The following is a 19,408-nucleotide window of genomic DNA, read 5'->3' as shown; positions in this document are numbered from 1 at the left end:
ACGGGCGCGCGTCGTCACAGGAGCGCGTCCCAGTCCTCGTCGAAGTCCGAGGGGTTGAGGAAGAGCACGTCCGGCGGCTCGGCCGGGCCCCGCAGAGACTGTTCCGTCCAGATGCACTTGCCCGTGGGGGTGTAGCGGGCGCCCCAGCGGGTGGAGAGCGCCGAGATGAGCTGGAGGCCCCGGCCGCCCTCGTCGGTCTCCGCGGCGTGGCGGATCCGGGGCATGGTCTGGCTGCCGTCGTAGACCTCGCAGATCAGCTCGGTGGTGTGCAGCAGGCGCAGCCGGACCGGTCCGCGGGCGTGCCGGACGACATTGCCCACCAGTTCGCTGACCAGCAGTTCCGTGGTGGCGGACAGGTCGTCCAGGTCCCAGGCCGCGAGCTGTTCGCGGACGTGGCCGCGGGCCTGGCTCGCCGCCTTCGGGTCCTCGGGCAGGGACCAGGCGGCCATCCGGTCGGCCGGCAGCGCGTGCAGCCGTGCCACCAGGAACGCCGCGTCGTCGGCCGCCGGCTGGTCCGCCGGCAGCAGACCGGCCGTCAGCCTGTCGCACAGCCGTTCAAGGTCTACGGCGGTCCCGTCGGCGTGGGCGGCGCCGAGCAGCCGCGCCAGCTCGGCCATGCCCTCGTCGATCTCCCGCTTCGCCGACTCCACCAGCCCGTCGGTGTACAGCACGAGCAGACTCTCCTCGGGCACCTCCAACTCGGCTGTCTCGAACGGTGGCTTGGCCGCGCCCAGCGGGGGATCGGCGTCCGGCTCGGGGAAGTGCACGGTTCCGTCGGGCCGTACCAGAGCGGGCGGCGGATGGCCGGCCCGGGCGATGGAGCAGACCCGGGTCGTCGGGTCGTAGAGCGCGTACAGACAGGTGGCGTACGACGCCTCGCTCATGCCGCCGACGATGTCGTTGAGGTGGCCGAGGATCTCGTCGGGCGGCAGCTCCAGGTCGGCCAGGGTGTGCACCGCGGTGCGCAGCCGGCCCATGGTGGCCGCCTCGGGCAGGCCGTGGCCCATCACGTCGCCGACGACCAGCGCGACCCGCCCGCCCGACAGCGGGATGATGTCGTACCAGTCGCCGCCCACGTCCGCGCCCTGCCCGGCCGGCAGATAGCGCGCGGCCGCCGTGCACGCGGGCAGGTCGGGCAGGGCCTGGGGCAGCAGACTGCGCTGGAGTTCCCGGGACCGGGTGTGCTCGGCGTCGTAGAGGCGGGCCCGCTCCAGGGACTGGGCGACCAGGGCGGTGATCGTGGTGAGCAGCGCGCGTTCCTCGTCGTCGAGGAGCCGGTGGCGGTCGAAGGAGACCACGCAGACGCCGAAGGTGTGCCCGGACGCAGTCAGCGGCAGGAACGCCCAGGACTTCTTGTCGCCGCGGGTGGGGAAGTCGGCGAGTTCGGGATAGAGGGTGGCGTACTCGCGCGCCGAGGAGATGAACAGCGGGAGACCGGACGCGATCGTGTCCCAGGCGGGGTCACCGGTCGTCGAGCGGCGGCGGCTGTCGAGGAGGGCCACGAAGTCCCGCGGGTAGCCGACCGCGCCGACGTGGTGGAGCCGGTCGCCCTCGCTGACCTGGACCATCAGCCCGGAGGCGGCGAACGGCGGCAGCACCCGGCGGGCGACCGCTTCCACCACGTCCCGTGAGGTCGTCGCCTTGGCGAGCTCCGTGGTCAGCTCGGCGATCCGCACCGCCCGCTCGGCCGCGGCCCGCTCCGCCGCCTGCCGCTCCTGCGCCAGCCGGCGCTTCTCCGTGACGTCCTGGAAGTAGAGGGTGCGGCCGTCGGGTCCCGGCACCAGCCGTACGTGCAGTCGCCGCCGGCACTCCGCGATGTACACGTCGAACCCGGCGGACCTCTCGTCGGCCGCGGCCTGCAGACAGCCCTCCTTCAGACCCGGGACCTGCCGGGTGGCCGGCAGGTCCCACAGCAGGCGCCCGAACAGCTCCTCCTCGGAGAAGCCGAGGAAGCGTTCCGCCTCCAGGTTGGCGAAGGTGATCCGCCACTCGTCGTCCACCGCGAGGAAGCCGTCGCTCATGTGTCTCAGAGCTCTGCTGAGGGCGCCGCGCGCGGTGGGCGACTCGTTGCTCTCCCAGCCCACCCCGATCATCCGGAGGGGCTCGCCCCGCTCGTCGTAGGTGGCCCGGCCGCGGGCCTGCGTCCAGCCCCAGGTGCCGTCCAGGCGCCGTACGCGGTACTCGGCCTCGTACACGCTGTGGTCGAGGATGGCCCGTTGCGCCGCCGCCAGCGTGGGTGCCAGGTCGTCGGGGTGGACGATGCGCATCCAGTTGTCGATCCGGCCGGTGAAGTCGGCCGGGCGGGTGCCGTACAGCGCCAGGGCGGCCTCGTCCCAGATCAGGTCGCCGTTGCGGATGTCCCAGTCCCAGGAGCCGACCTGAACCTCCTTCAGGGCCTGCCGGAGCCGTTCGCCGCCCAGTTCCGCCCGGGAGGGGCCGGAAGGCGGCGGGGCCTGGGCCATCCGGTCCTCGGTCCAGGCGACGACGTCCCGTAGGAAGCCCCAGTGTTCCGGCGTGGGTTCACCCTGCTCGCCGGCCAGGACGGTGAGCGCGCCGATACTGCGTCGGCCGCTGAAGACGGGCAGGGCGGCGAGGCCGGTGCCGGGCCAGGGAACCTCGTCCGGCGCGTCCTGGGACAGCGGCACCCAGACGCCCTCGCCCTGCTGGAGTGCGCGGGCCGGGGCCAGGGGGCCCTCCTGGTCGACGATCTCCCAGGAGCGGGTGAGAGTGGGCGGCAGGCCGACGGACGACACCAGGCGCAGCGCGGACATCGGGCCGCGCAGGTGCACGGTCCCGCCGAGCGCGCCCAGCTCACCGACCGCGTGCCCGAGCGCCAGCCGGAAGACCTCGCTCTCGGTCGCACCAGGGGTGACCGTGCCGAGGAGAGCGAGCCGCGCGTTCATGGAGGGAACTTATCGTTCCCGTTTCCGTCCGAAACCTGCTTCACAGTTTCCGACGAGCTGTTTCCCGGCACTCCCTCACCTCAACTCCCCATGTTTCACAGGAAGTTGTCGAAACATCAGCCGTGTACCGTGCCGTCGCACCGGGCAGTCTCCGATCATGAGGAGCGGCATGGACATCGGTGTCTTCATCCCCATCGGCAACAACGGCTGGCTCATCTCGAAGAGTTCCCCGCAGTACATGCCGAGCTTCGAGCTCAACAAGGCGGTCGTGCAGAAGGCCGAGGAGCACGGGCTCGACTTCGCCCTCTCGATGATCAAGCTCAAGGGCTTCGGCGGCGAGACCGAGTTCTGGGACCACTGCCTGGAGTCGTTCACGCTGATGGCGGGTCTGGCCGCGGTCACCGAGCGGATCAGGCTGTACGCCTCCACGCCCATCCTCGCCCTGCCGCCGGCCATCGTCGCCCGCATGGCGGTCACCGTCGACTCCATCGCCCCCGGGCGGTTCGGCGTCAACATCGTCACCGGCTGGGCGCCCGGCGAGTACACGCAGATGGGTGTGTGGCCCGGCGACGAGCACTTCGGCAACCGGGACGCGCGCGCCGAGGAGTACGTGACGGTGATGAAGCAGCTGTGGAGCGAGGGCGTCAGCAACTTCAAGGGCGAGTTCTACGAGATGGACGACTGCGTGCTCTCACCGCGGCCGGCGAACGGGCACATCGACATCGTGGCCGCCGGACAGAGCGGCACGGGCATGCGGTTCGCCGCCGGGTACGCCGACTACAACTTCATCCTGGGCAGCGGTGTGAACACCCCGCTCGCCTTCGCGGACAGCGCGGCCACGCTCGTGGAGGCGGTGCGGGAGACCGGCCGGGACGTCGGTGCGCTGTCCCTGTTCATGGTCGTCGCCGACGAGAGCGACGAGGCCGCCCGCGCGAAGTGGCAGGACTACCACGACGGCGCCGACCGCGCGGCGCTGGCCTACATGGCGGGGGAGTCGGCCACGGACACCACCGCCGACGACTCCTCCACGGCCCGCACCATCGTGCTGCCCGAGGGTGCCGTGAACTTCAACATGGGGACGCTCGTCGGGTCGTACGAGAGTGTCGCGCGCATGCTCGACGAGATCGCCGGGGTCGAGGGGACCAAGGGGATCATGCTCGTCTTCGACGACTTCCTCGACGGGATCGAGAAGTTCGGGACGCGGATCCAGCCGTTGATGCGGTCGCGGGAGGGGCGGGCATGAGAAGAGGCCGGCGCTGTCTCGCACCGGCCCCTTCCGCACAGGTCACTCAGTCCGTGCCGAACTCCATCGCCGCCCGGTCCAGCAGGGCCTCGTCCTCCGAGACCTCGCCGCGGGAGGCGATCGCCTCGGCGCCGCCCTCGGGCAGTTCCGGCATGGTGCCGATCAGGCCCGTCGCGGCGGCCTGGGAGGCGCCGATCGTGGGGCTGCCGGTGCCGATCAGGCCGAGACCCGCGTACTGCTCCAGCTTGGCGCGGGAGTCGGCGATGTCGAGGTTGCGCATGGTCAGCTGGCCGATCCGGTCCACCGGGCCGAAGGCCGAGTCCTCGGTGCGCTCCATCGACAGCTTGTCCGGGTGGTACGAGAACGCCGGGCCCGTGGTGTCGAGGATCGAGTAGTCCTCGCCGCGCCGCAGACGCAGGGTGACCTCGCCGGTGATCGCCGCGCCGACCCAGCGCTGGAGCGACTCGCGGATCATCAGGGCCTGCGGGTCCAGCCAGCGGCCCTCGTACATGAGACGGCCCAGTCGCCGGCCCTCGTTGTGGTACTGGGCGACGGTGTCCTCGTTGTGGATCGCGTTGACGAGCCGCTCGTAGGCCGCGTGGAGCAGGGCCATGCCGGGGGCCTCGTAGATGCCGCGGCTCTTCGCCTCGATGATCCGGTTCTCGATCTGGTCGGACATGCCCAGGCCGTGCCGACCGCCGATCGCGTTGGCCTCCATGACCAGGTCGACGGCGGAGCCGAACTCCTTGCCGTTGATGGTCACCGGACGGCCCTGGTCGAAGCCGATCGTCACGTCCTCGGGCGCGATCTCGACCGACGGGTCCCAGAACTTGACGCCCATGATCGGCTCGACGGTCTCGATGCCGGTGTTGAGGTGCTCCAGGGTCTTGGCCTCGTGCGTGGCGCCCCAGATGTTGGCGTCGGTGGAGTACGCCTTCTCCGTCGAGTCCCGGTACGGCAGCTGGTGCGCGACCAGCCACTCGGACATCTCCTTGCGGCCGCCGAGCTCGGTCACGAAGTCCGCGTCCAGCCAGGGCTTGTAGATCCGCAGGTTCGGGTTGGCGAGCAGGCCGTAGCGGTAGAACCGCTCGATGTCGTTGCCCTTGAAGGTCGAACCGTCGCCCCAGATCTGGACGTTGTCCTCCATCATGGCCCGCACCAGCAGCGTGCCGGTGACGGCACGGCCCAGGGGCGTGGTGTTGAAGTACGCCCGCCCGCCCGAGCGGATGTGGAACGCGCCGCAGGTGAGCGCGGCCAGGCCCTCCTCGACCAGCGCGGCCCGGCAGTCGACCAGGCGCGCGATCTCGGCACCGTAGGCCTGCGCGCGGCCGGGCACCGAGTCGATGTCGGGCTCGTCGTACTGCCCGATGTGCGCGGTGTAGGTGCAGGGGATGGCGCCCTTGTCGCGCATCCACGCGACCGCGACGGAGGTGTCGAGACCGCCGGAGAAGGCGATGCCGACGCGTTCGCCGGCGGGGAGGGACGTGAGGACCTTGGACATAGGAAGATTATGCATCACCACGTATGGTCATGCAAAGCCCCCCTGGTTGCCCCCTACGTGATTCACGTCATCGAGGGGCGTACCGCTCCGTGCCGGCCGTGGGCGGCCGGGTTCTGCCGCTCCGGCAAGCGCCTACCCTTGACCCATGACCATCAGCAGCGACCGGAGCCCGGCAGTGGACGTTTCATCTCCGAAAACGTATGAAGTGCGCACGTATGGGTGCCAGATGAACGTCCACGACTCCGAGCGATTGTCCGGCCTGCTGGAGGAGGCGGGGTACGTGCCCGCCCCCGAGGGTTCCGACGGGGACGCGGACGTCGTCGTCTTCAACACCTGCGCGGTGCGGGAGAACGCCGACAACCGGCTCTACGGCAACCTCGGCCGGCTGGCGCCGCGCAAGGCCTCGCGGCCCGGTATGCAGATCGCGGTCGGTGGCTGTCTCGCGCAGAAGGACCGGGACACCATCGTGAAGAAGGCGCCCTGGGTGGACGTCGTCTTCGGCACCCACAACATCGGCAAGCTGCCCGTCCTGCTGGAACGCGCGCGCGTGCAGGAGGAGGCGCAGGTCGAGATCGCCGAGTCCCTCGAGGCGTTCCCGTCCACGCTGCCGACCCGGCGCGAGAGCGCCTACGCGGCCTGGGTGTCGATCTCCGTCGGCTGCAACAACACCTGCACCTTCTGCATCGTCCCGGCGCTGCGCGGCAAGGAGAAGGACCGCCGCACCGGCGACATCCTCGCCGAGATCGAGGCCCTGGTCGGCGAGGGCGTCTCCGAGATCACGCTGCTCGGCCAGAACGTCAACGCCTACGGCTCCGACATCGGCGACCGCGAGGCGTTCAGCAAGCTGCTGCGCGCGTGTGGCGCGATCGAGGGACTGGAGCGCGTCCGCTTCACGTCCCCGCACCCGCGCGACTTCACCGACGACGTGATCGCGGCGATGGCCGAGACGCCGAACGTCATGCCGCAGCTCCACATGCCCTTGCAGTCCGGCTCCGACACGGTCCTGAAGGCGATGCGCCGGTCGTACCGCCAGGAGCGCTACCTGGGGATCATCGAGAAGGTGCGCGCCGCCATCCCGCACGCGGCGATCACTACCGACATCATCGTGGGCTTCCCCGGCGAGACCGAGGAGGACTTCGAGCAGACCATGCACGTCGTCCGCGAGGCCCGCTTCACGCAGGCCTTCACCTTCCAGTACTCCAAGCGGCCCGGGACACCGGCGGCCACCATGGAGAACCAGATCCCCAAGGAGGTCGTCCAGGCGCGCTACGAGCGTCTCGTCGCCCTCCAGGAGGAGATCTCCTGGGAGGAGAACAAGAAGCAGGTCGGCCGCACTCTGGAGCTGATGGTCGCCGAGGGCGAGGGCCGCAAGGACGGCGCCACCCACCGCCTCTCCGGCCGCGCCCCCGACAACCGCCTGGTCCACTTCACCAAGCCCGACCAGGAGGTCCGCCCCGGCGACGTGGTCACGGTCGAGATCACCTACGCCGCCCCCCATCACCTCCTCGCCGAGGGCGCCGTCCTCGACGTGCGCCGCACACGCGCGGGGGACGCGTGGGAGAAGCGGAACGCGGCCGAGGCGGACAAGCCCGCGGGTGTCCTGCTGGGCCTGCCGAAGATCGGGGTTCCCGAGCCGCTGCCGGCGGCCACGAGCGGCTGCGTGGCGCACTGAGCGGGGACCGGGCCACGGCACGCTGGGTGGTCGTCGTGCAGGCCGGTACCGAGGGCGGGATCGACGACGGCTCCGAAGAGGTGGCCCGCTTCGAGGGCACCCGGGAGCAGGCCCGCGCCCGCCTCTACGAGATCGCCTGTACGCATCGCCCGCGTTCCGGGCTGCGCCAGAAGCGCCGGGAGGTCTACCGGATCGGCGACGGGGATGCCTACTACGCGTACATCAAGGGCATGGTGTCCACCTTCGGCGTGACCTACCAGCTGGCCGAGCTGGTGTGGAGCACGGAACCCGGACCGAAGCAGCCCTGACGATAGGCTCCCGATCATGCTTGTCGCCGCCGCAGTCTGCCCCTGCCCGCCTCTTCTCGTCCCGGAGGTCGCCGCGGGCGCCGCGCCCGAGCTGGACGCCGCGCGAGCCGCCTGCACGGACGCGCTGGGCGTGCTCGCAGCCGCTCGGCCTTCACTGCTCGTGGTCGTCGGACCCGCGGAGCGGAGTGGGCGCGGGGTGCTCCCCGAGGGCAGCCGCGGCTCTTTCCGTGGCTTCGGCGTGGATCTCGACGTGCGGCTCGGCAGGGACGCGGAGAGGGACGCGGAGTCCGAGCGTGAGCTCCCGGCCTCCCTCGCCGTCGCCGCCTGGCTCCTGGAGCGCACCGGCTGGTCCGACGCCCCGATCGAGGGACTCGGGGTGGGGGAACCTCTGGAGCCCGAGCGGTGTATCAGGACCGGAAGGGACATCGCCGCCCGGGCCGAGCGGGTGGCGCTGCTGGTGATGGGCGACGCCAGCGCCTGCCGCACGCTCAAGGCACCCGGCTACCTCGACGAGCGCGCGGCTCCCTTCGACGCGGAGGTCGCGCGCGCTCTGGGTACGGCCGACGTGGCGGCCCTGCGAGCGCTGGACGCCGAGCTGGCGTACGAACTGAAGGCCTCCGGCCGGGCCTGCTGGCAGGTCCTCGCGGGTGCGGCGGAGGGCGCGGGCCTCGGCGGCTCGCTGCTGTACGAGGACGCTCCGTACGGCGTGGGGTACCTGGTCGCGACCTGGTCCTGACGGCCGTCGCAGAGCCGCGGGACCACGCGGCACGCAGCGCCCGTACGGGCCTGTACGGGAGTCCTGGGCGGGGCCCGGCAAACGGCGGACGGCCCGGGGCGTCCTGCCCCGCGGCCGTCCGTCGGTGTGCCGTGCTGCCGTTCAGGAAGTCGGCGGCGGTGAGGTCGGGGGCGCGCTGCCGCCCCCCGGTCCCTCTGTTCCGTCGTTGCGCGCGAGTCGGTCCATGGCGTCCTTGGCCTTGCCCGTTCCGGTCTGGATCCTGTCGCTGTACTTGCCCTTGGTCTTCTCGTCCACGACCTTCGCGGCCTTGTCGAGACCGTGCTGGATCTTGCCCCCGTGCTGCTGCGCGAGGCCGGAGACCTTGCCCTTGGCCGGGCCGAGCTTGGCCTTGAAGTTGTCCAGGAGACCCATCGCTTGCCTTCCCACGCGGGACAGTTACGTGCGGGCGCCTTCGCCGGCCTCATGATCGGCCGCCTCGTCGGCGGACTGCTGCTTGGGGATCTCGACACTCTCGGCGCCGGCGGCCTCGACGGCCTCCGTCGCCGTCGATCCGTCCGTGTCCTTTGCCGCGGCGGTCTCGCCGACCTCGGCCTGCGGCTCGACCTGCGTCTCGCCCTCGCCCTCGTCCTCGGTCCGAGTGCCGGCCTCGGCCGTGGTGTCGGTCGATCCCTTCGCTTCTGCCGCCTCCTCCGCCGCGGGCTCGGCCGTCGGGATGTCGGCCTGCGCTTCGGCGGTTGACGCCTCCTCCGTAGCCTTCGACCTGCGGAGAAGTCGTGCGAAAACGCCCATATCCACTCCATACGTTACGCGTGCGGGGGAAATCCCGCGTCGTCCGGTGCGCCCGTTTGCGCCATCCGGATCGCCGCCTCCTTGAACAGGGCGGCGGAAACCACGCAACTGGCAACGACCCCGGGCGCGGGCCGTCACGTAACTCGTTCGAGGTGGTGCCCCGAGGTTTGCGAGACTGGGGCGGTGAGCAGCGCACCCCCCGCCCCCCGCGTCATCGCCGTCGTCGGACCCACCGCGGCCGGAAAGTCCGATCTGGGCGTTTTCCTCGCCCAGCGACTGGGAGGCGAGGTCGTCAACGCAGACTCCATGCAGCTCTACCGAGGGATGGACATCGGCACCGCCAAGCTGACGCCCACGGAACGCGACGGCGTCCCGCACCACCTCCTGGACATCTGGGACGTCACGGTCACCGCGTCCGTCGCCGAGTACCAGCGGCTTGCCCGCGCGAGGATCGACGCACTGCTCGCCGAGGGCCGCTGGCCGATCCTCGTCGGCGGTTCCGGCCTGTATGTCCGCGGGGCCGTCGACAACCTGGAGTTCCCCGGCACCGACCCCGACGTCAGGGCCCGGCTGGAGGAGGAGCTCGTCCTGCGCGGCTCCGGCGCGCTGCACGCCCGCCTCTCCGCCGCCGACCCCGAGGCCGGGCGGGCGATCCTGCCCAGCAACGGCCGCCGTATCGTCCGGGCTCTCGAAGTGATCGAGATCACCGGCAAACCCTTCACCGCCAACCTCCCCGGCCACGACTCCGTCTACGACACCGTCCAGATCGGCGTCGACGTCGCCCGGCCCGAGCTCGACGAGCGCATCGCGCGCCGGGTGGACCGGATGTGGGAGGCGGGCCTCGTGGACGAGGTGCGGGAGCTGGAGGCGCGAGGGTTGCGCGAGGGGCGCACGGCCTCGCGCGCGCTCGGGTACCAGCAGGTCCTCGCGGCGCTCTCGGGGGAGTGCACGATGGAGGACGCGCGGGCCGAGACCGTCCGTGCCACGAAACGCTTCGCGCGCCGTCAGGATTCATGGTTCAGGCGCGATCCACGGGTGCACTGGTTGAGTGGGGCTGCGGCGCACCGCACAGAACTTCCGCAGCTCGCACTGGCATTGCTCGAACGACCGGTTACAGCCTGATCACGTCCTGGCATCGGGACGCTCCGGCCGCCGTCCCGGCCTCCGGCGGCGTGCCATCATCGAGCTTCGATCGACCAAGTGAGTCCGAGTTGGGAGGGCGCGTGGCGATGGAGGCCGGCCCTCGCGACACCGCACAAGGCACCGAGCCCCTCACCGTCGAGAGCGGTGAACCGGAGCAGGACGCGGAGCGTCTGAGCCCCGACGGGCCCGACGACACCCTGGGCGGTGTGACCGCCGACGGCCCCGAGCCCGAGGAGATGTTCCTGGGCGGGGAAGAGGTCGAGGTCGAGCTGCGCCCCCAGCGCCGTCTGCGGATCTGGCAGCTCGCCCCCATCATCTCGCTGGCCGCGGTCGGCTCCCTGATGTTCGCCTTCCCGCTGGCCTTCGACTTCGGTGACAGCGGAGCGGTGATCGCGATGCTGGGTCTGCTGATCTGCTCCTGCGCGGCCGGCTGGGGCATGATGGCCGCGCGCCGCGTTGGTTACACGTGGCCGGGCCTGCCACGGCGCGGCGAGGACCGCAGGGCCGACTGGCGGGTCGTGACGGCATACGCCCTGCTGGTGGCGCTGGTGATCGTGCTGGCGGTATGGCGAGTGGCAAGGCTGCGCTAGAGGCGCTTTCGCTCCTGAGGGCGTGGAGAATCGCGCGATGAGCCTCACCGGCCCGCACCGTACGATCGAGACATGAGCACCCGGATCGCCTTCCTCAAGGGCCACGGCACCGAGAACGACTTCGTGATCGTCCCGGACCCCGAGAACGCCCTCGACCTGCCCCCCGCCGCCGTCGCCGCCCTGTGCGACCGCCGGGCCGGCATCGGCGGTGACGGCCTGCTCCATGTCGTACGGTCCGCCGAGCACCCCGAGGCCGCGCACCTTGCCGGGGAGGCCGAGTGGTTCATGGACTACCGCAACGGCGACGGTTCCGTTGCGGAGATGTGCGGCAACGGCGTACGCGTCTTCGCCCGCTACCTCCAGCACGCCGGTCATGTCACCGAGGGCGACCTCGCGGTGGCCACGCGCGGGGGCGTGAAGAGCGTGCACATCGCGAAGAACGGCGACGTCACCGTCGGCATGGGCAAGGCGCTGCTCCCCGCCGGGGACGTCACGGTGAGCGTCGGTGACCGCAACTGGCCCGCACGGAACGTGAACATGGGCAACCCGCACGCCGTGGCCTTCGTGGACGACCTCGCGCACGCCGGCAACCTGTACTCCCCGCCGCCCTTCAGCCCGGCCACCGCCTATCCGAGCGGGGTCAACGTCGAGTTCGTGGTCGACCGCGGCCCCCGCCACGTCGCCATGCGCGTGCACGAGCGTGGATCGGGCGAGACCCGGTCCTGCGGCACGGGCGCGTGTGCCGTCGCCGTGGCCACGGCCCGCAGGGACGGCGTCGACCCGAGGGCCACCGGCAACCCGGCGACGTACACCGTCGACGTGCCCGGCGGCACCCTGGTGATCACCGAGCGGGCCGACGGCGAGATCGAGATGACCGGCCCCGCGGTGATCGTCGCCGAGGGCGAGATCGAGGCCGACTGGCTTGAAAACGCGGTTCGTTGACCATATGAATCGTAAAGATCAGAGTGCCGGAGGCATGGAACCCCAGCCCTCGACCCCTTGTGTGATGCAGACGCACGGTCAGTCGCAGGTCAGGTGGCGCGGAATCGTAAACCTGCAAACCGTCGCTCGAATGGGTGATCCGTTTCACGCTCGCCGAGAGGCGGTCAGGTGGGCGTGATGGGCTCGGTAGCATCAAGCACCGGCCCGGACGGGGGACAGATGCCATCCCCTGAGCCGTGTCCGCCATGGGGCACCCCGTCCGCCGGTCCACGCAGCCGGAGGTGCCCATGAGTGCGGAGGCGACGAACCCCGCGACCCCAGGTCCGGTATCAGGCCCGGCCGCCCGTTGGCGGGCGCGGATCGACCTGCGCCGCCTGGGCCGCGCCGCGCTGCTCGGCCCTGCCGCCCGCGACCGGCTGCCCGACGCCATCGGCCACGTCGCCGAGGCCCACCGCGCCCACTACCCCGACGCCGACCTCGAGCCCCTGCGCCGCGCCTGGGTCCTGGCCGAGTCATCGCACCGCGGCCAGATGCGCAAGAGCGGTGAGCCGTACATCACACACCCCCTCGCCGTGACCCTGATCCTCGCCGAACTCGGCGCGGAGACCACCACCTTGACGGCCTCCCTGCTCCACGACACCGTCGAGGACACCGAGGTCACGCTCGACCAGGTCGGCGAGGAGTTCGGCGCGGAGGTCCGCTTCCTCGTCGACGGCGTCACCAAGCTGGAGAAGGTCGACTACGGCGCCGCCGCCGAGCCCGAGACCTTCCGCAAGATGCTCGTCGCCACCGGCAACGACGTCCGCGTGATGTCGATCAAACTGGCCGACCGGCTGCACAACATGCGCACCCTCGGCGTGATGCGCCCCGAGAAACAGGCCCGCATCGCCAAGGTCACCCGTGACGTCCTCATCCCGCTCGCCGAACGCCTCGGCGTCCAGGCCCTGAAGACCGAGCTGGAAGACCTGGTCTTCGCGATCCTCCACCCCGAGGAGTACGAGCACACGCGCGAGTTGATCGTCGACAACGCCTCCCGCGCGGACGACCCGCTCGCCGAGATCGCCGACGAGGTGCGGGGGGTGCTGCGAGAGGCAGGGATCCCGGCCGAAGTCGTCATCCGCCCACGCCACTTCGTCTCCGTGCACCGCACGGCCCGCAAGCGCGGCAGGTTGCGCGGCGCGGACTTCGGCCGTCTGCTGGTCCTGGTCGGCGAGGACGCGGACTGCTACGCCGTCCTGGGCGAACTGCACACCTGTATGACGCCGGTCGTCTCCGAGTTCAAGGACTTCATCGCCGTACCGAAGTTCAACCTGTACCAGTCGCTGCACACCGCTGTGGCCCGCGGCGACGGCCAGGTCGTCGAGGTCCTCATCCGCACCCACCAGATGCACAAGGTCGCCGAGGCCGGCGTGGTCGCGCTCGGCAATCCGTACGCCTCGCCCTCGGACCCCTCGGAGGAGCAGAGCGCGGGCGCCGACGAGGAGCGGGTGGACCCCACCCGGCCCGGCTGGCTCTCCCGGCTCCTCGACTGGCAGGCGGCCGCGCCCGACGCCGACACCTTCTGGTCCACCCTGCGCGAGGACCTCGCCCAGGACCGCGAGATCACCGTCTTCCGGCCCGGCGGCGGCACCCTGGGCCTGCCCGAGGGCGCGACCTGTGTGGACGCCGCGTACGCGCAGTACGGCGAGGACGCGCACGCGTGTCTGGGCGCTCGCGTCAACGGCCGCCTGGCGACCCTGAGCACCGTCCTGAGGGACGGCGACACCGTCCAGCTCCTCATGGGGCAGGAACCGGGCGCCGAGCCCTCCAAGGAGTGGCTGGAGCACGCGCACACGCCCGCCGCCCGGATCGCCATCCAGCGTTGGATCGCCACACACCCCTCGCACGAGGCGTCGGAGGAGGCCGGGGAGCGGAGCGGGACGACCGGCGTCAAGGCTGAGGATGCGCAGGCCGCGCAGGCCGCACGGGGGGACGCCAACTCCTTCCGGCCCTCCGCGGCGGAGCCGTCGGCCGCGGACACGCCCGACAGCGTGGGCGGGAACATCGGCGAGCCGCAGAGCCCCGACGACCAGGCCGCCGTCGCCGTCGCCGTCGTCGACCAGCCCGGCGCGACCGTACGGCTGGCGGGCTGCTGCACGCCCGTACCTCCCGACGAGATCACCGGGTTCGCCGTGCGCGGGGGAGTGGTCACCGTGCACCGCGTCGAGTGTGACGCGGTGACCCGGATGAAGGATGCGGGGCGCAAGGAGGTCGGCGTGCGCTGGGGCGACACCGCCGAGTGCCGGGTCACGCTGTTCGCGGAATCCTTCGGCCGCCCGCACCTCCTCGCCGACCTCACCGAGGCCATGGCCGGCGAGGGCGCCGAGATCGTCTCCGCGACCGTCGAACCTCCCAGCCAGCAGCGTGTTCGCCACACGTACACGGTCCAGCTCCCGGACGCGGCCCAGCTGCCCGCCCTGATGAGAGCGATGCGGAACGTGGCGGGCGTCTATGACGTGAGCAGGGCGCAGACGCCGGGGGTGTGAGGGACGGCGCGGGGGCTGCGCCTGGGATGTGTTGGCGTCTTGGGGCGCGTCTGGGACGTGTTGGCGTTCTGGGGTGGGCCTGCCTTCGTCCGGGACGGTGGTGCCGTCTTGGGGGCGCGTCGGATCAGGGCCACGCCCTAGAGGGCTGCCTCCGGTCCGGATCGGCGTCTCGGGGAGGCGCCCGACCGGGGTCGACGCCGAAAGGGCTCGCCGACCGGGATTGGCGCCTCAGGGGGCTGGCCCGGCTGGGACGGGCTGATGTCATGGAGACGGGACCACAGGCGTCTCCTCAATGGAGCCGGAGCACCCCGTTCGAGTGGGCCGGTCGCGCGTCGCCGCCGTGGCGCACGCGCGCGCTGGTAGCGGTGGTGCATGCCGCTCACCCCCCACGTGCATCCCACCCACGCCGGCCGACCCGCTCCCGACGCCCTCCGTCGCCGTACCGGAAACGCCCGACGGCGCAAGGCGGCCGCGCTGCTCGCCTCCGCCGTCTCCGTCTGTCTGCTCGCCGCGAGCGCCCCGGCAGAGCCGCTCGGCGTCGGTGACCGCCTCTTCCCGCACCTCGGCAACCCCGGCTACGACGTGGCGTCGTACGACCTCTCCTTCACCTATTCCGGCAGCAACAGCAAGCCGCTCACGGCCGTCACCACGATCGACGCCTGGACGACGACCGAGCTCGACCGCATCAACCTCGACTTCGCGCACGGCGAGGTCCGGTCGGTCGTGGTCGACGGACGGCCCGCGACCTTCACCGGCGCGGGCGAGGACCTCGTCGTCACCCCCGAGGAGCCGCTGCCCGGCGGCAGTTGGATGCGTATCACCGTCCGGCACACGAGCGACCCCGTCTCCGCCGCGGACCGGGACGGCGGCTGGGTACGCACCACGGACGGCCTCGCCATGGCCAACCAGGCCGACGTCGCCCACCTGGTGTTCCCCTGCAACGACCATCCCTCCGACAAGGCGATGTTCACCATCCGGGTCACCGCGCCCGACGGTTACACGGCCGTCGCGAACGGGCTGCCGACGGACGTGGACCGCGTGGGCCGGGCCACCACCTGGACGTACCGCACCCGGCACCCCATGGCCACCGAGCTCGCGCAGGTGTCCATCGGCCGCTCCACCGTGCTGCACCGCGAGGGACCGCACGGACTGCCCGTCCGGGACGTCGTGCCCGCAAAGGACCGCGCCGCGCTCGAACCCTGGCTCAAGAAGACTCCGAGCCAGCTCGCCTGGATGGAGGACAAGGTCGGGCCGTACCCCTTCGAGACGTACGGCATCCTCATGGCCGCAGCGGACACCGGCTTCGAGTTGGAAACCCAAACCCTCTCCCTCTTCGAGAAGGATCTCTTCACCGAGCCCGCCTACCCCAAGTGGTACGTCGAGTCGATCATGGTCCACGAGCTCTCCCATCAGTGGTTCGGCGACAGCGTCAGCCCCCGCACCTGGTCCGACCTGTGGCTCAACGAAGGACACGCCACCTGGTACGAGGCCCTGTACGCGGAGGCCAAGGCGGGCCGCACCCTTGATGTCCGTATGAAGGCCGCGTACGGCGCCTCCGACCGCTGGCGCGCCGCCGGCGGACCACCCGCCGCGCCCAAGCCGCCCAACCCCGGCCAGAAGATCAGCATCTTCCGGCCGAACGTCTACGACGGCGCCGCTCTGGTCCTGTACGCCCTGCGCCAGGAGATCGGCCGCGAGTCCTTCGAGAGGCTGGAACGGGCCTGGGTGCAGGAACACCGGGACGGCACGGCGTCGACCGCCGACTTCGTGCACCTCGCCTCCGAGATCTCCGGACGCGACCTCGGCGGCTTCCTCCACGACTGGCTCTACGGCGAGAAGACCCCGCCGATGCCCGGCCACCCGGACTGGAAGGCCGTGGCACCCGCCGCGCACCGGTGAAATAAGCCGATGACGAGACGCCCCGTGTCGTGCGACTATCTTCAGGTCGGCGCGGCACGGAACGCGGGAATCTCCCGGGGTACTCGTGCGTTGTATGACTTGACCGCCGAATCGGCATCCTCATCGACGTAAGGATCAAATGACCTCCTCTTCATCCTCTTCCCAGGACACGCAGTTCCTCGCGCACACCTACGCCGAAGGTCTTCGGGCCGATGCCCTGATGGAAGAGGACGTCGCCTGGAGCCACGAGATCGACGGAGAGCGGGACGGCGAGCAGCTCGACCGCTCCGAGCGCGCGGCCCTGCGCCGCGTCGCCGGCCTCTCCACCGAGCTCGAGGACGTCACCGAGGTCGAGTACCGCCAGCTTCGTCTGGAGCGGGTCGTGCTCGTCGGCGTCTGGACCACGGGGACCGCGCAGGACGCCGACAACTCCCTCGCGGAGCTCGCCGCCCTCGCGGAGACGGCGGGCGCGCTTGTGCTCGACGGCGTGATCCAGCGCCGCGACAAGCCCGACGCGGCCACCTTCATCGGTTCCGGCAAGGCCCTGGAGCTGCGCGACATCGTCGTCGAGTCCGGCGCGGACACGGTCATCTGCGACGGCGAGCTCAGCCCCGGCCAGCTCATCGCCCTCGAAGACGTCGTCAAGGTCAAGGTCATCGACCGTACGGCCCTGATCCTCGACATCTTCGCCCAACACGCCAAGTCCCGAGAGGGCAAGGCGCAGGTCGCGCTCGCGCAGATGCAGTACATGCTGCCGAGGCTCCGCGGCTGGGGCCAGTCGCTGTCCCGTCAGATGGGCGGCGGCAAGGGCGGCGGCCTCGCCACCCGTGGTCCCGGTGAGACCAAGATCGAGACGGACCGGCGTCGGATCCGCGAGAAGATGGCGAAGATGCGCCGGGAGATCGCGGACATGAAGACCGGCCGCGAGATCAAGCGCCAGGAACGCAAGCGCCACAAGGTGCCCTCGGTCGCCATCGCGGGCTACACCAACGCCGGCAAGTCCTCCCTGCTCAACCGCCTCACGGGCGCAGGAGTCCTGGTCGAGAACGCCCTGTTCGCGACCCTGGACCCCACCGTCCGCCGGGCGGAGACCCCGAGCGGCCGTCTGTACACGCTGGCCGACACCGTCGGCTTTGTACGGCACCTGCCGCACCACCTGGTCGAGGCGTTCCGCTCCACCATGGAGGAGGTCGGCGAGTCCGACCTGATCCTGCACGTGGTGGACGGCTCGCACCCGGACCCGGAGGAGCAGCTGGCCGCCGTACGCGAGGTGATCAGGGATGTCGGCGCCACCGGCGTGCCGGAGATCGTCGTGATCAACAAGGCCGACGCGGCCGACCCGCTCACGCTCCAGCGGCTGATGCGGATCGAGAAGCGCTCCATCGCGGTCTCGGCCCGTACCGGCCAGGGCATCACCGAGCTGCTGGCCCTGATCGACAACGAACTGCCCAGGCCGTCCGTCGAGATCGAGGCGCTCGTGCCGTACACCCACGGCAGGCTGGTCGCCCGCGCCCATGACGAGGGCGAGGTGATCTCCGAGGAGCACACCGCGGAGGGCACCCTGCTCAAGGTGCGGGTCCACGAGGAACTGGCCGCGGATCTGGCGCCGTACGTGCCGGTGCCGGTTGTGGCCTGAGTGGCGTAGCTCTCCTGAGAGGCCCGTCCCTTCGAGAAGGGGCGGGCCTCTCAGCGTGTTCGGGTCACCGGCGGTCCTGGTCGTCGGGGTGCCGGAGGTCGTGGTCGTCTGGGTGCCGGAAGTCACCGGGGGCCCTCACTGCCCCGCGAACTTCCGACTGACCGCGTCGTACACCCCCTCGGCCGCCTCACCCAGCCGGGGCCCGGCCAGCCAGCCCGCGTTCACCGGGCCGATGGAGGTGTTGGACACCAGCGCCGGCTCCCCGTCCGCGCCGGTCGAGACCCAGCCGCCGCCGGACGAACCACCGGTCATGGTGCAGCCGATCCGGTACATCGTCGGATCCGAGGCGTTGATCGACAGCCGTCCCGGCCTGTCCTGGCACTGGTACAGCGTCTCCCCGTCGAACGGCGCCGCCGCGGGATACCCGTCCACCGTGATGCTCTCCACCCGCGGCACCGCCGGTCCGGCGAAGTTCACCGGCAGGGCCGAACCGACCGTCTCCTCCAACGACTTCCTGCTGCCACGCTCCTCCGGCGTCACATGGATGACGGCGAAGTCGTACGGGGCGCCCTCCCCGCCGGTCGGACCGCCCTGTGCGATCCACTGGTCCGAGGTCCCCGCCCAGTCGGCCCACCAGACGCCGTACGGAGCGAGCTCGCCCTCGGTCGCGTCGGCCAACTCCCCTGCCGACAGGGCCCGGTCGTTGTACGAGGGCACGAACGCGATGTTGCGGTACCAGCCGCCACTCCTGCCCGCGTGCACACAATGCCCCGCCGTCCACACCAGGTTGGACCTGCCCGGGTGGGCCGGGTCCACCACTACCGTCGCCGAGCAGACCATCGTGCCTTGGGGGGAGTCGAAGAACACCTTGCCCGCCTCGGGAACGTTGTCGTGGTATGTAGGCGAGACGGCCTTCGCGTCCACCGGCGCGGGTTCCGGGTCGGTCACACCCCGGTCACCCGAGAGGTCGCTCTCCTGGACACCGCGGCCGGGATCCTCGGCCTTCCGCATCCGCTCCGGGTCCCACAGGCCCTCGATGATCGGGTTGACGTAGTCCTGGGCCTCGCGCAGCCAGTCGTCCCTGTCCCAGTCCTTCCAGGCGCCGTTCTTCCACTTGTCCACATCGATCCCGTGCTCCTTGAGCCTGTCCCTGATGTCGTCCGGGATCGTGATCTTGCCGTCTCCCTCGGACGTGGCGGAGGCGGAGGCCTGCGCGTTCGCGTCCGGACCGCCGGAGCCGCAGCCGGTGGAGGTCAGAGTCAGCACCGAGGCGAGGGCCACGGAGGCCAGCACAGGGGAGGTTCTGCGGCGCGCGCCCCCTACGCGTTCGCCGCGAGCCGTCAACGACAGCGGTTCGGATCGCATGCTCTGCCTCCCCCTGGTGTGGACGAACCCGGCACCGGAACTGGGGACTTCCCGCAGACGCCCCCCGACTCCGCGAATTCGCCCTCCGGCACCGGGCCTTGGAACGGCATCACACACACTATGCGCCCGCTATGGGCGAGTTTCGACGGAATCGCA

Annotated in this window: 15 protein-coding genes; 10 read left to right on the top strand and 5 right to left on the bottom strand. The window is 71.0% G+C overall.

Features of this window, described 5'->3' with window-relative positions; all coding sequences use genetic code 11:
• Positions 1 to 14: 14 nt before the first annotated feature.
• Entirely contained in the window at positions 15 to 2,903 is a 2,889-nt protein-coding gene (locus ACZ39I_RS38940; protein WP_467250055.1) for a SpoIIE family protein phosphatase, read from the bottom strand.
• Positions 2,904 to 3,072: 169 nt separating this feature from the next.
• On the opposite strand from ACZ39I_RS38940, the gene rutA reads away from it, so the two are divergent.
• A complete protein-coding gene (gene rutA, locus ACZ39I_RS38935; RefSeq protein ID WP_467250053.1) occupies positions 3,073 to 4,146 on the top strand; it encodes a pyrimidine utilization protein A in 1,074 nt (357 codons plus the stop codon).
• A 46-nt stretch (positions 4,147 to 4,192) separates the two neighbouring features.
• Here rutA and argG read toward each other — a convergent pair whose 3' ends face one another.
• Complete coding sequence (gene argG / locus ACZ39I_RS38930; protein WP_352382392.1) at positions 4,193 to 5,647, bottom strand: argininosuccinate synthase; 1,455 nt, start codon at positions 5,645 to 5,647, stop codon at positions 4,193 to 4,195.
• Positions 5,648 to 5,792: 145 nt separating this feature from the next.
• On the opposite strand from argG, the gene miaB reads away from it, so the two are divergent.
• From miaB to ACZ39I_RS38915, 3 genes are read left to right on the top strand one after another with little or no spacing between them, the layout of a single operon-like run.
• A complete protein-coding gene (gene miaB, locus ACZ39I_RS38925) occupies positions 5,793 to 7,319 on the top strand; it encodes a tRNA (N6-isopentenyl adenosine(37)-C2)-methylthiotransferase MiaB (protein WP_467250051.1) in 1,527 nt (508 codons plus the stop codon).
• Positions 7,320 to 7,354: 35 nt separating this feature from the next.
• The gene (locus ACZ39I_RS38920; protein WP_451477896.1) at positions 7,355 to 7,627 is read left to right on the top strand and encodes a hypothetical protein; all 273 of its coding nucleotides are present in this window, start codon (positions 7,355 to 7,357) and stop codon (positions 7,625 to 7,627) included.
• Positions 7,628 to 7,643: 16 nt separating this feature from the next.
• Positions 7,644 to 8,363, top strand: coding sequence for a class III extradiol dioxygenase subunit B-like domain-containing protein (locus tag ACZ39I_RS38915; protein ID WP_467250049.1), 720 nt, complete (start codon positions 7,644 to 7,646; stop codon positions 8,361 to 8,363).
• Positions 8,364 to 8,504: 141 nt separating this feature from the next.
• Here ACZ39I_RS38915 and ACZ39I_RS38910 read toward each other — a convergent pair whose 3' ends face one another.
• Both ACZ39I_RS38910 and ACZ39I_RS38905 read right to left on the bottom strand, forming a co-directional pair.
• Positions 8,505 to 8,774, bottom strand: a complete 270-nt coding sequence (locus tag ACZ39I_RS38910) for an antitoxin (RefSeq protein ID WP_467250047.1) — start codon at positions 8,772 to 8,774, stop codon at positions 8,505 to 8,507.
• Between the two features lie 24 nt (positions 8,775 to 8,798).
• Complete coding sequence (locus ACZ39I_RS38905; protein ID WP_467250045.1) at positions 8,799 to 9,152, bottom strand: hypothetical protein; 354 nt, start codon at positions 9,150 to 9,152, stop codon at positions 8,799 to 8,801.
• 183 nt (positions 9,153 to 9,335) lie between these two features.
• Between ACZ39I_RS38905 and miaA the strand changes: the two genes are divergently transcribed.
• The 6 genes from miaA to hflX all read left to right on the top strand — a co-directional run bounded on the left by miaA (position 9,336) and on the right by hflX (position 17,887).
• Positions 9,336 to 10,274: a tRNA (adenosine(37)-N6)-dimethylallyltransferase MiaA gene (miaA, locus tag ACZ39I_RS38900; RefSeq protein WP_467250043.1), complete on the top strand. Its 939-nt coding sequence runs from the start codon at positions 9,336 to 9,338 to the stop codon at positions 10,272 to 10,274.
• A 107-nt stretch (positions 10,275 to 10,381) separates the two neighbouring features.
• On the top strand, positions 10,382 to 10,885 hold the full coding sequence (locus ACZ39I_RS38895; protein WP_467250112.1) for a hypothetical protein: 504 nt from the start codon (positions 10,382 to 10,384) through the stop codon (positions 10,883 to 10,885).
• A gap of 72 nt (positions 10,886 to 10,957) precedes the next feature.
• Positions 10,958 to 11,827 carry a diaminopimelate epimerase gene (dapF, locus tag ACZ39I_RS38890; RefSeq protein WP_467250041.1) on the top strand — a complete coding sequence of 290 codons (870 nt, stop codon included), beginning with the start codon at positions 10,958 to 10,960 and terminating at the stop codon, positions 11,825 to 11,827.
• Between the two features lie 287 nt (positions 11,828 to 12,114).
• On the top strand, positions 12,115 to 14,352 hold the full coding sequence (locus ACZ39I_RS38885; protein ID WP_467250039.1) for a RelA/SpoT family protein: 2,238 nt from the start codon (positions 12,115 to 12,117) through the stop codon (positions 14,350 to 14,352).
• Positions 14,353 to 14,724: 372 nt separating this feature from the next.
• Positions 14,725 to 16,251 (top strand): M1 family metallopeptidase, encoded by a 1,527-nt coding sequence (locus tag ACZ39I_RS38880; protein ID WP_467250037.1) that lies wholly within the window; start codon positions 14,725 to 14,727, stop codon positions 16,249 to 16,251.
• A 139-nt stretch (positions 16,252 to 16,390) separates the two neighbouring features.
• Positions 16,391 to 17,887 carry a GTPase HflX gene (gene hflX, locus ACZ39I_RS38875; protein WP_352382373.1) on the top strand — a complete coding sequence of 499 codons (1,497 nt, stop codon included), beginning with the start codon at positions 16,391 to 16,393 and terminating at the stop codon, positions 17,885 to 17,887.
• 135 nt (positions 17,888 to 18,022) lie between these two features.
• Here hflX and ACZ39I_RS38870 read toward each other — a convergent pair whose 3' ends face one another.
• Positions 18,023 to 19,252, bottom strand: a complete 1,230-nt coding sequence (locus ACZ39I_RS38870; RefSeq protein WP_467250035.1) for a trypsin-like serine peptidase — start codon at positions 19,250 to 19,252, stop codon at positions 18,023 to 18,025.
• Positions 19,253 to 19,408: the final 156 nt, after the last annotated feature.

This window comes from Streptomyces sp. NPDC024687, from assembly GCF_055559055.1.
This window is presented reverse-complemented; position numbering and strand designations above follow the sequence as displayed.

Coding starts and splice junctions, on each gene's coding strand:
- ACZ39I_RS38940 (WP_467250055.1), bottom strand. CDS start 2,903: ATGAACGCGCGGCTCGCTCTCCTCGGCACGGTCACCCCTGGTGCGACC.
- rutA (WP_467250053.1), top strand. CDS start 3,073: ATGGACATCGGTGTCTTCATCCCCATCGGCAACAACGGCTGGCTCATC.
- argG (WP_352382392.1), bottom strand. CDS start 5,647: ATGTCCAAGGTCCTCACGTCCCTCCCCGCCGGCGAACGCGTCGGCATC.
- miaB (WP_467250051.1), top strand. CDS start 5,793: ATGACCATCAGCAGCGACCGGAGCCCGGCAGTGGACGTTTCATCTCCG.
- ACZ39I_RS38915 (WP_467250049.1), top strand. CDS start 7,644: ATGCTTGTCGCCGCCGCAGTCTGCCCCTGCCCGCCTCTTCTCGTCCCG.
- ACZ39I_RS38910 (WP_467250047.1), bottom strand. CDS start 8,774: ATGGGTCTCCTGGACAACTTCAAGGCCAAGCTCGGCCCGGCCAAGGGC.
- ACZ39I_RS38905 (WP_467250045.1), bottom strand. CDS start 9,152: ATGGGCGTTTTCGCACGACTTCTCCGCAGGTCGAAGGCTACGGAGGAG.
- ACZ39I_RS38895 (WP_467250112.1), top strand. CDS start 10,382: ATGGAGGCCGGCCCTCGCGACACCGCACAAGGCACCGAGCCCCTCACC.
- dapF (WP_467250041.1), top strand. CDS start 10,958: ATGAGCACCCGGATCGCCTTCCTCAAGGGCCACGGCACCGAGAACGAC.
- ACZ39I_RS38885 (WP_467250039.1), top strand. CDS start 12,115: ATGAGTGCGGAGGCGACGAACCCCGCGACCCCAGGTCCGGTATCAGGC.
- ACZ39I_RS38880 (WP_467250037.1), top strand. CDS start 14,725: ATGCCGCTCACCCCCCACGTGCATCCCACCCACGCCGGCCGACCCGCT.
- hflX (WP_352382373.1), top strand. CDS start 16,391: ATGACCTCCTCTTCATCCTCTTCCCAGGACACGCAGTTCCTCGCGCAC.
- ACZ39I_RS38870 (WP_467250035.1), bottom strand. CDS start 19,252: ATGCGATCCGAACCGCTGTCGTTGACGGCTCGCGGCGAACGCGTAGGG.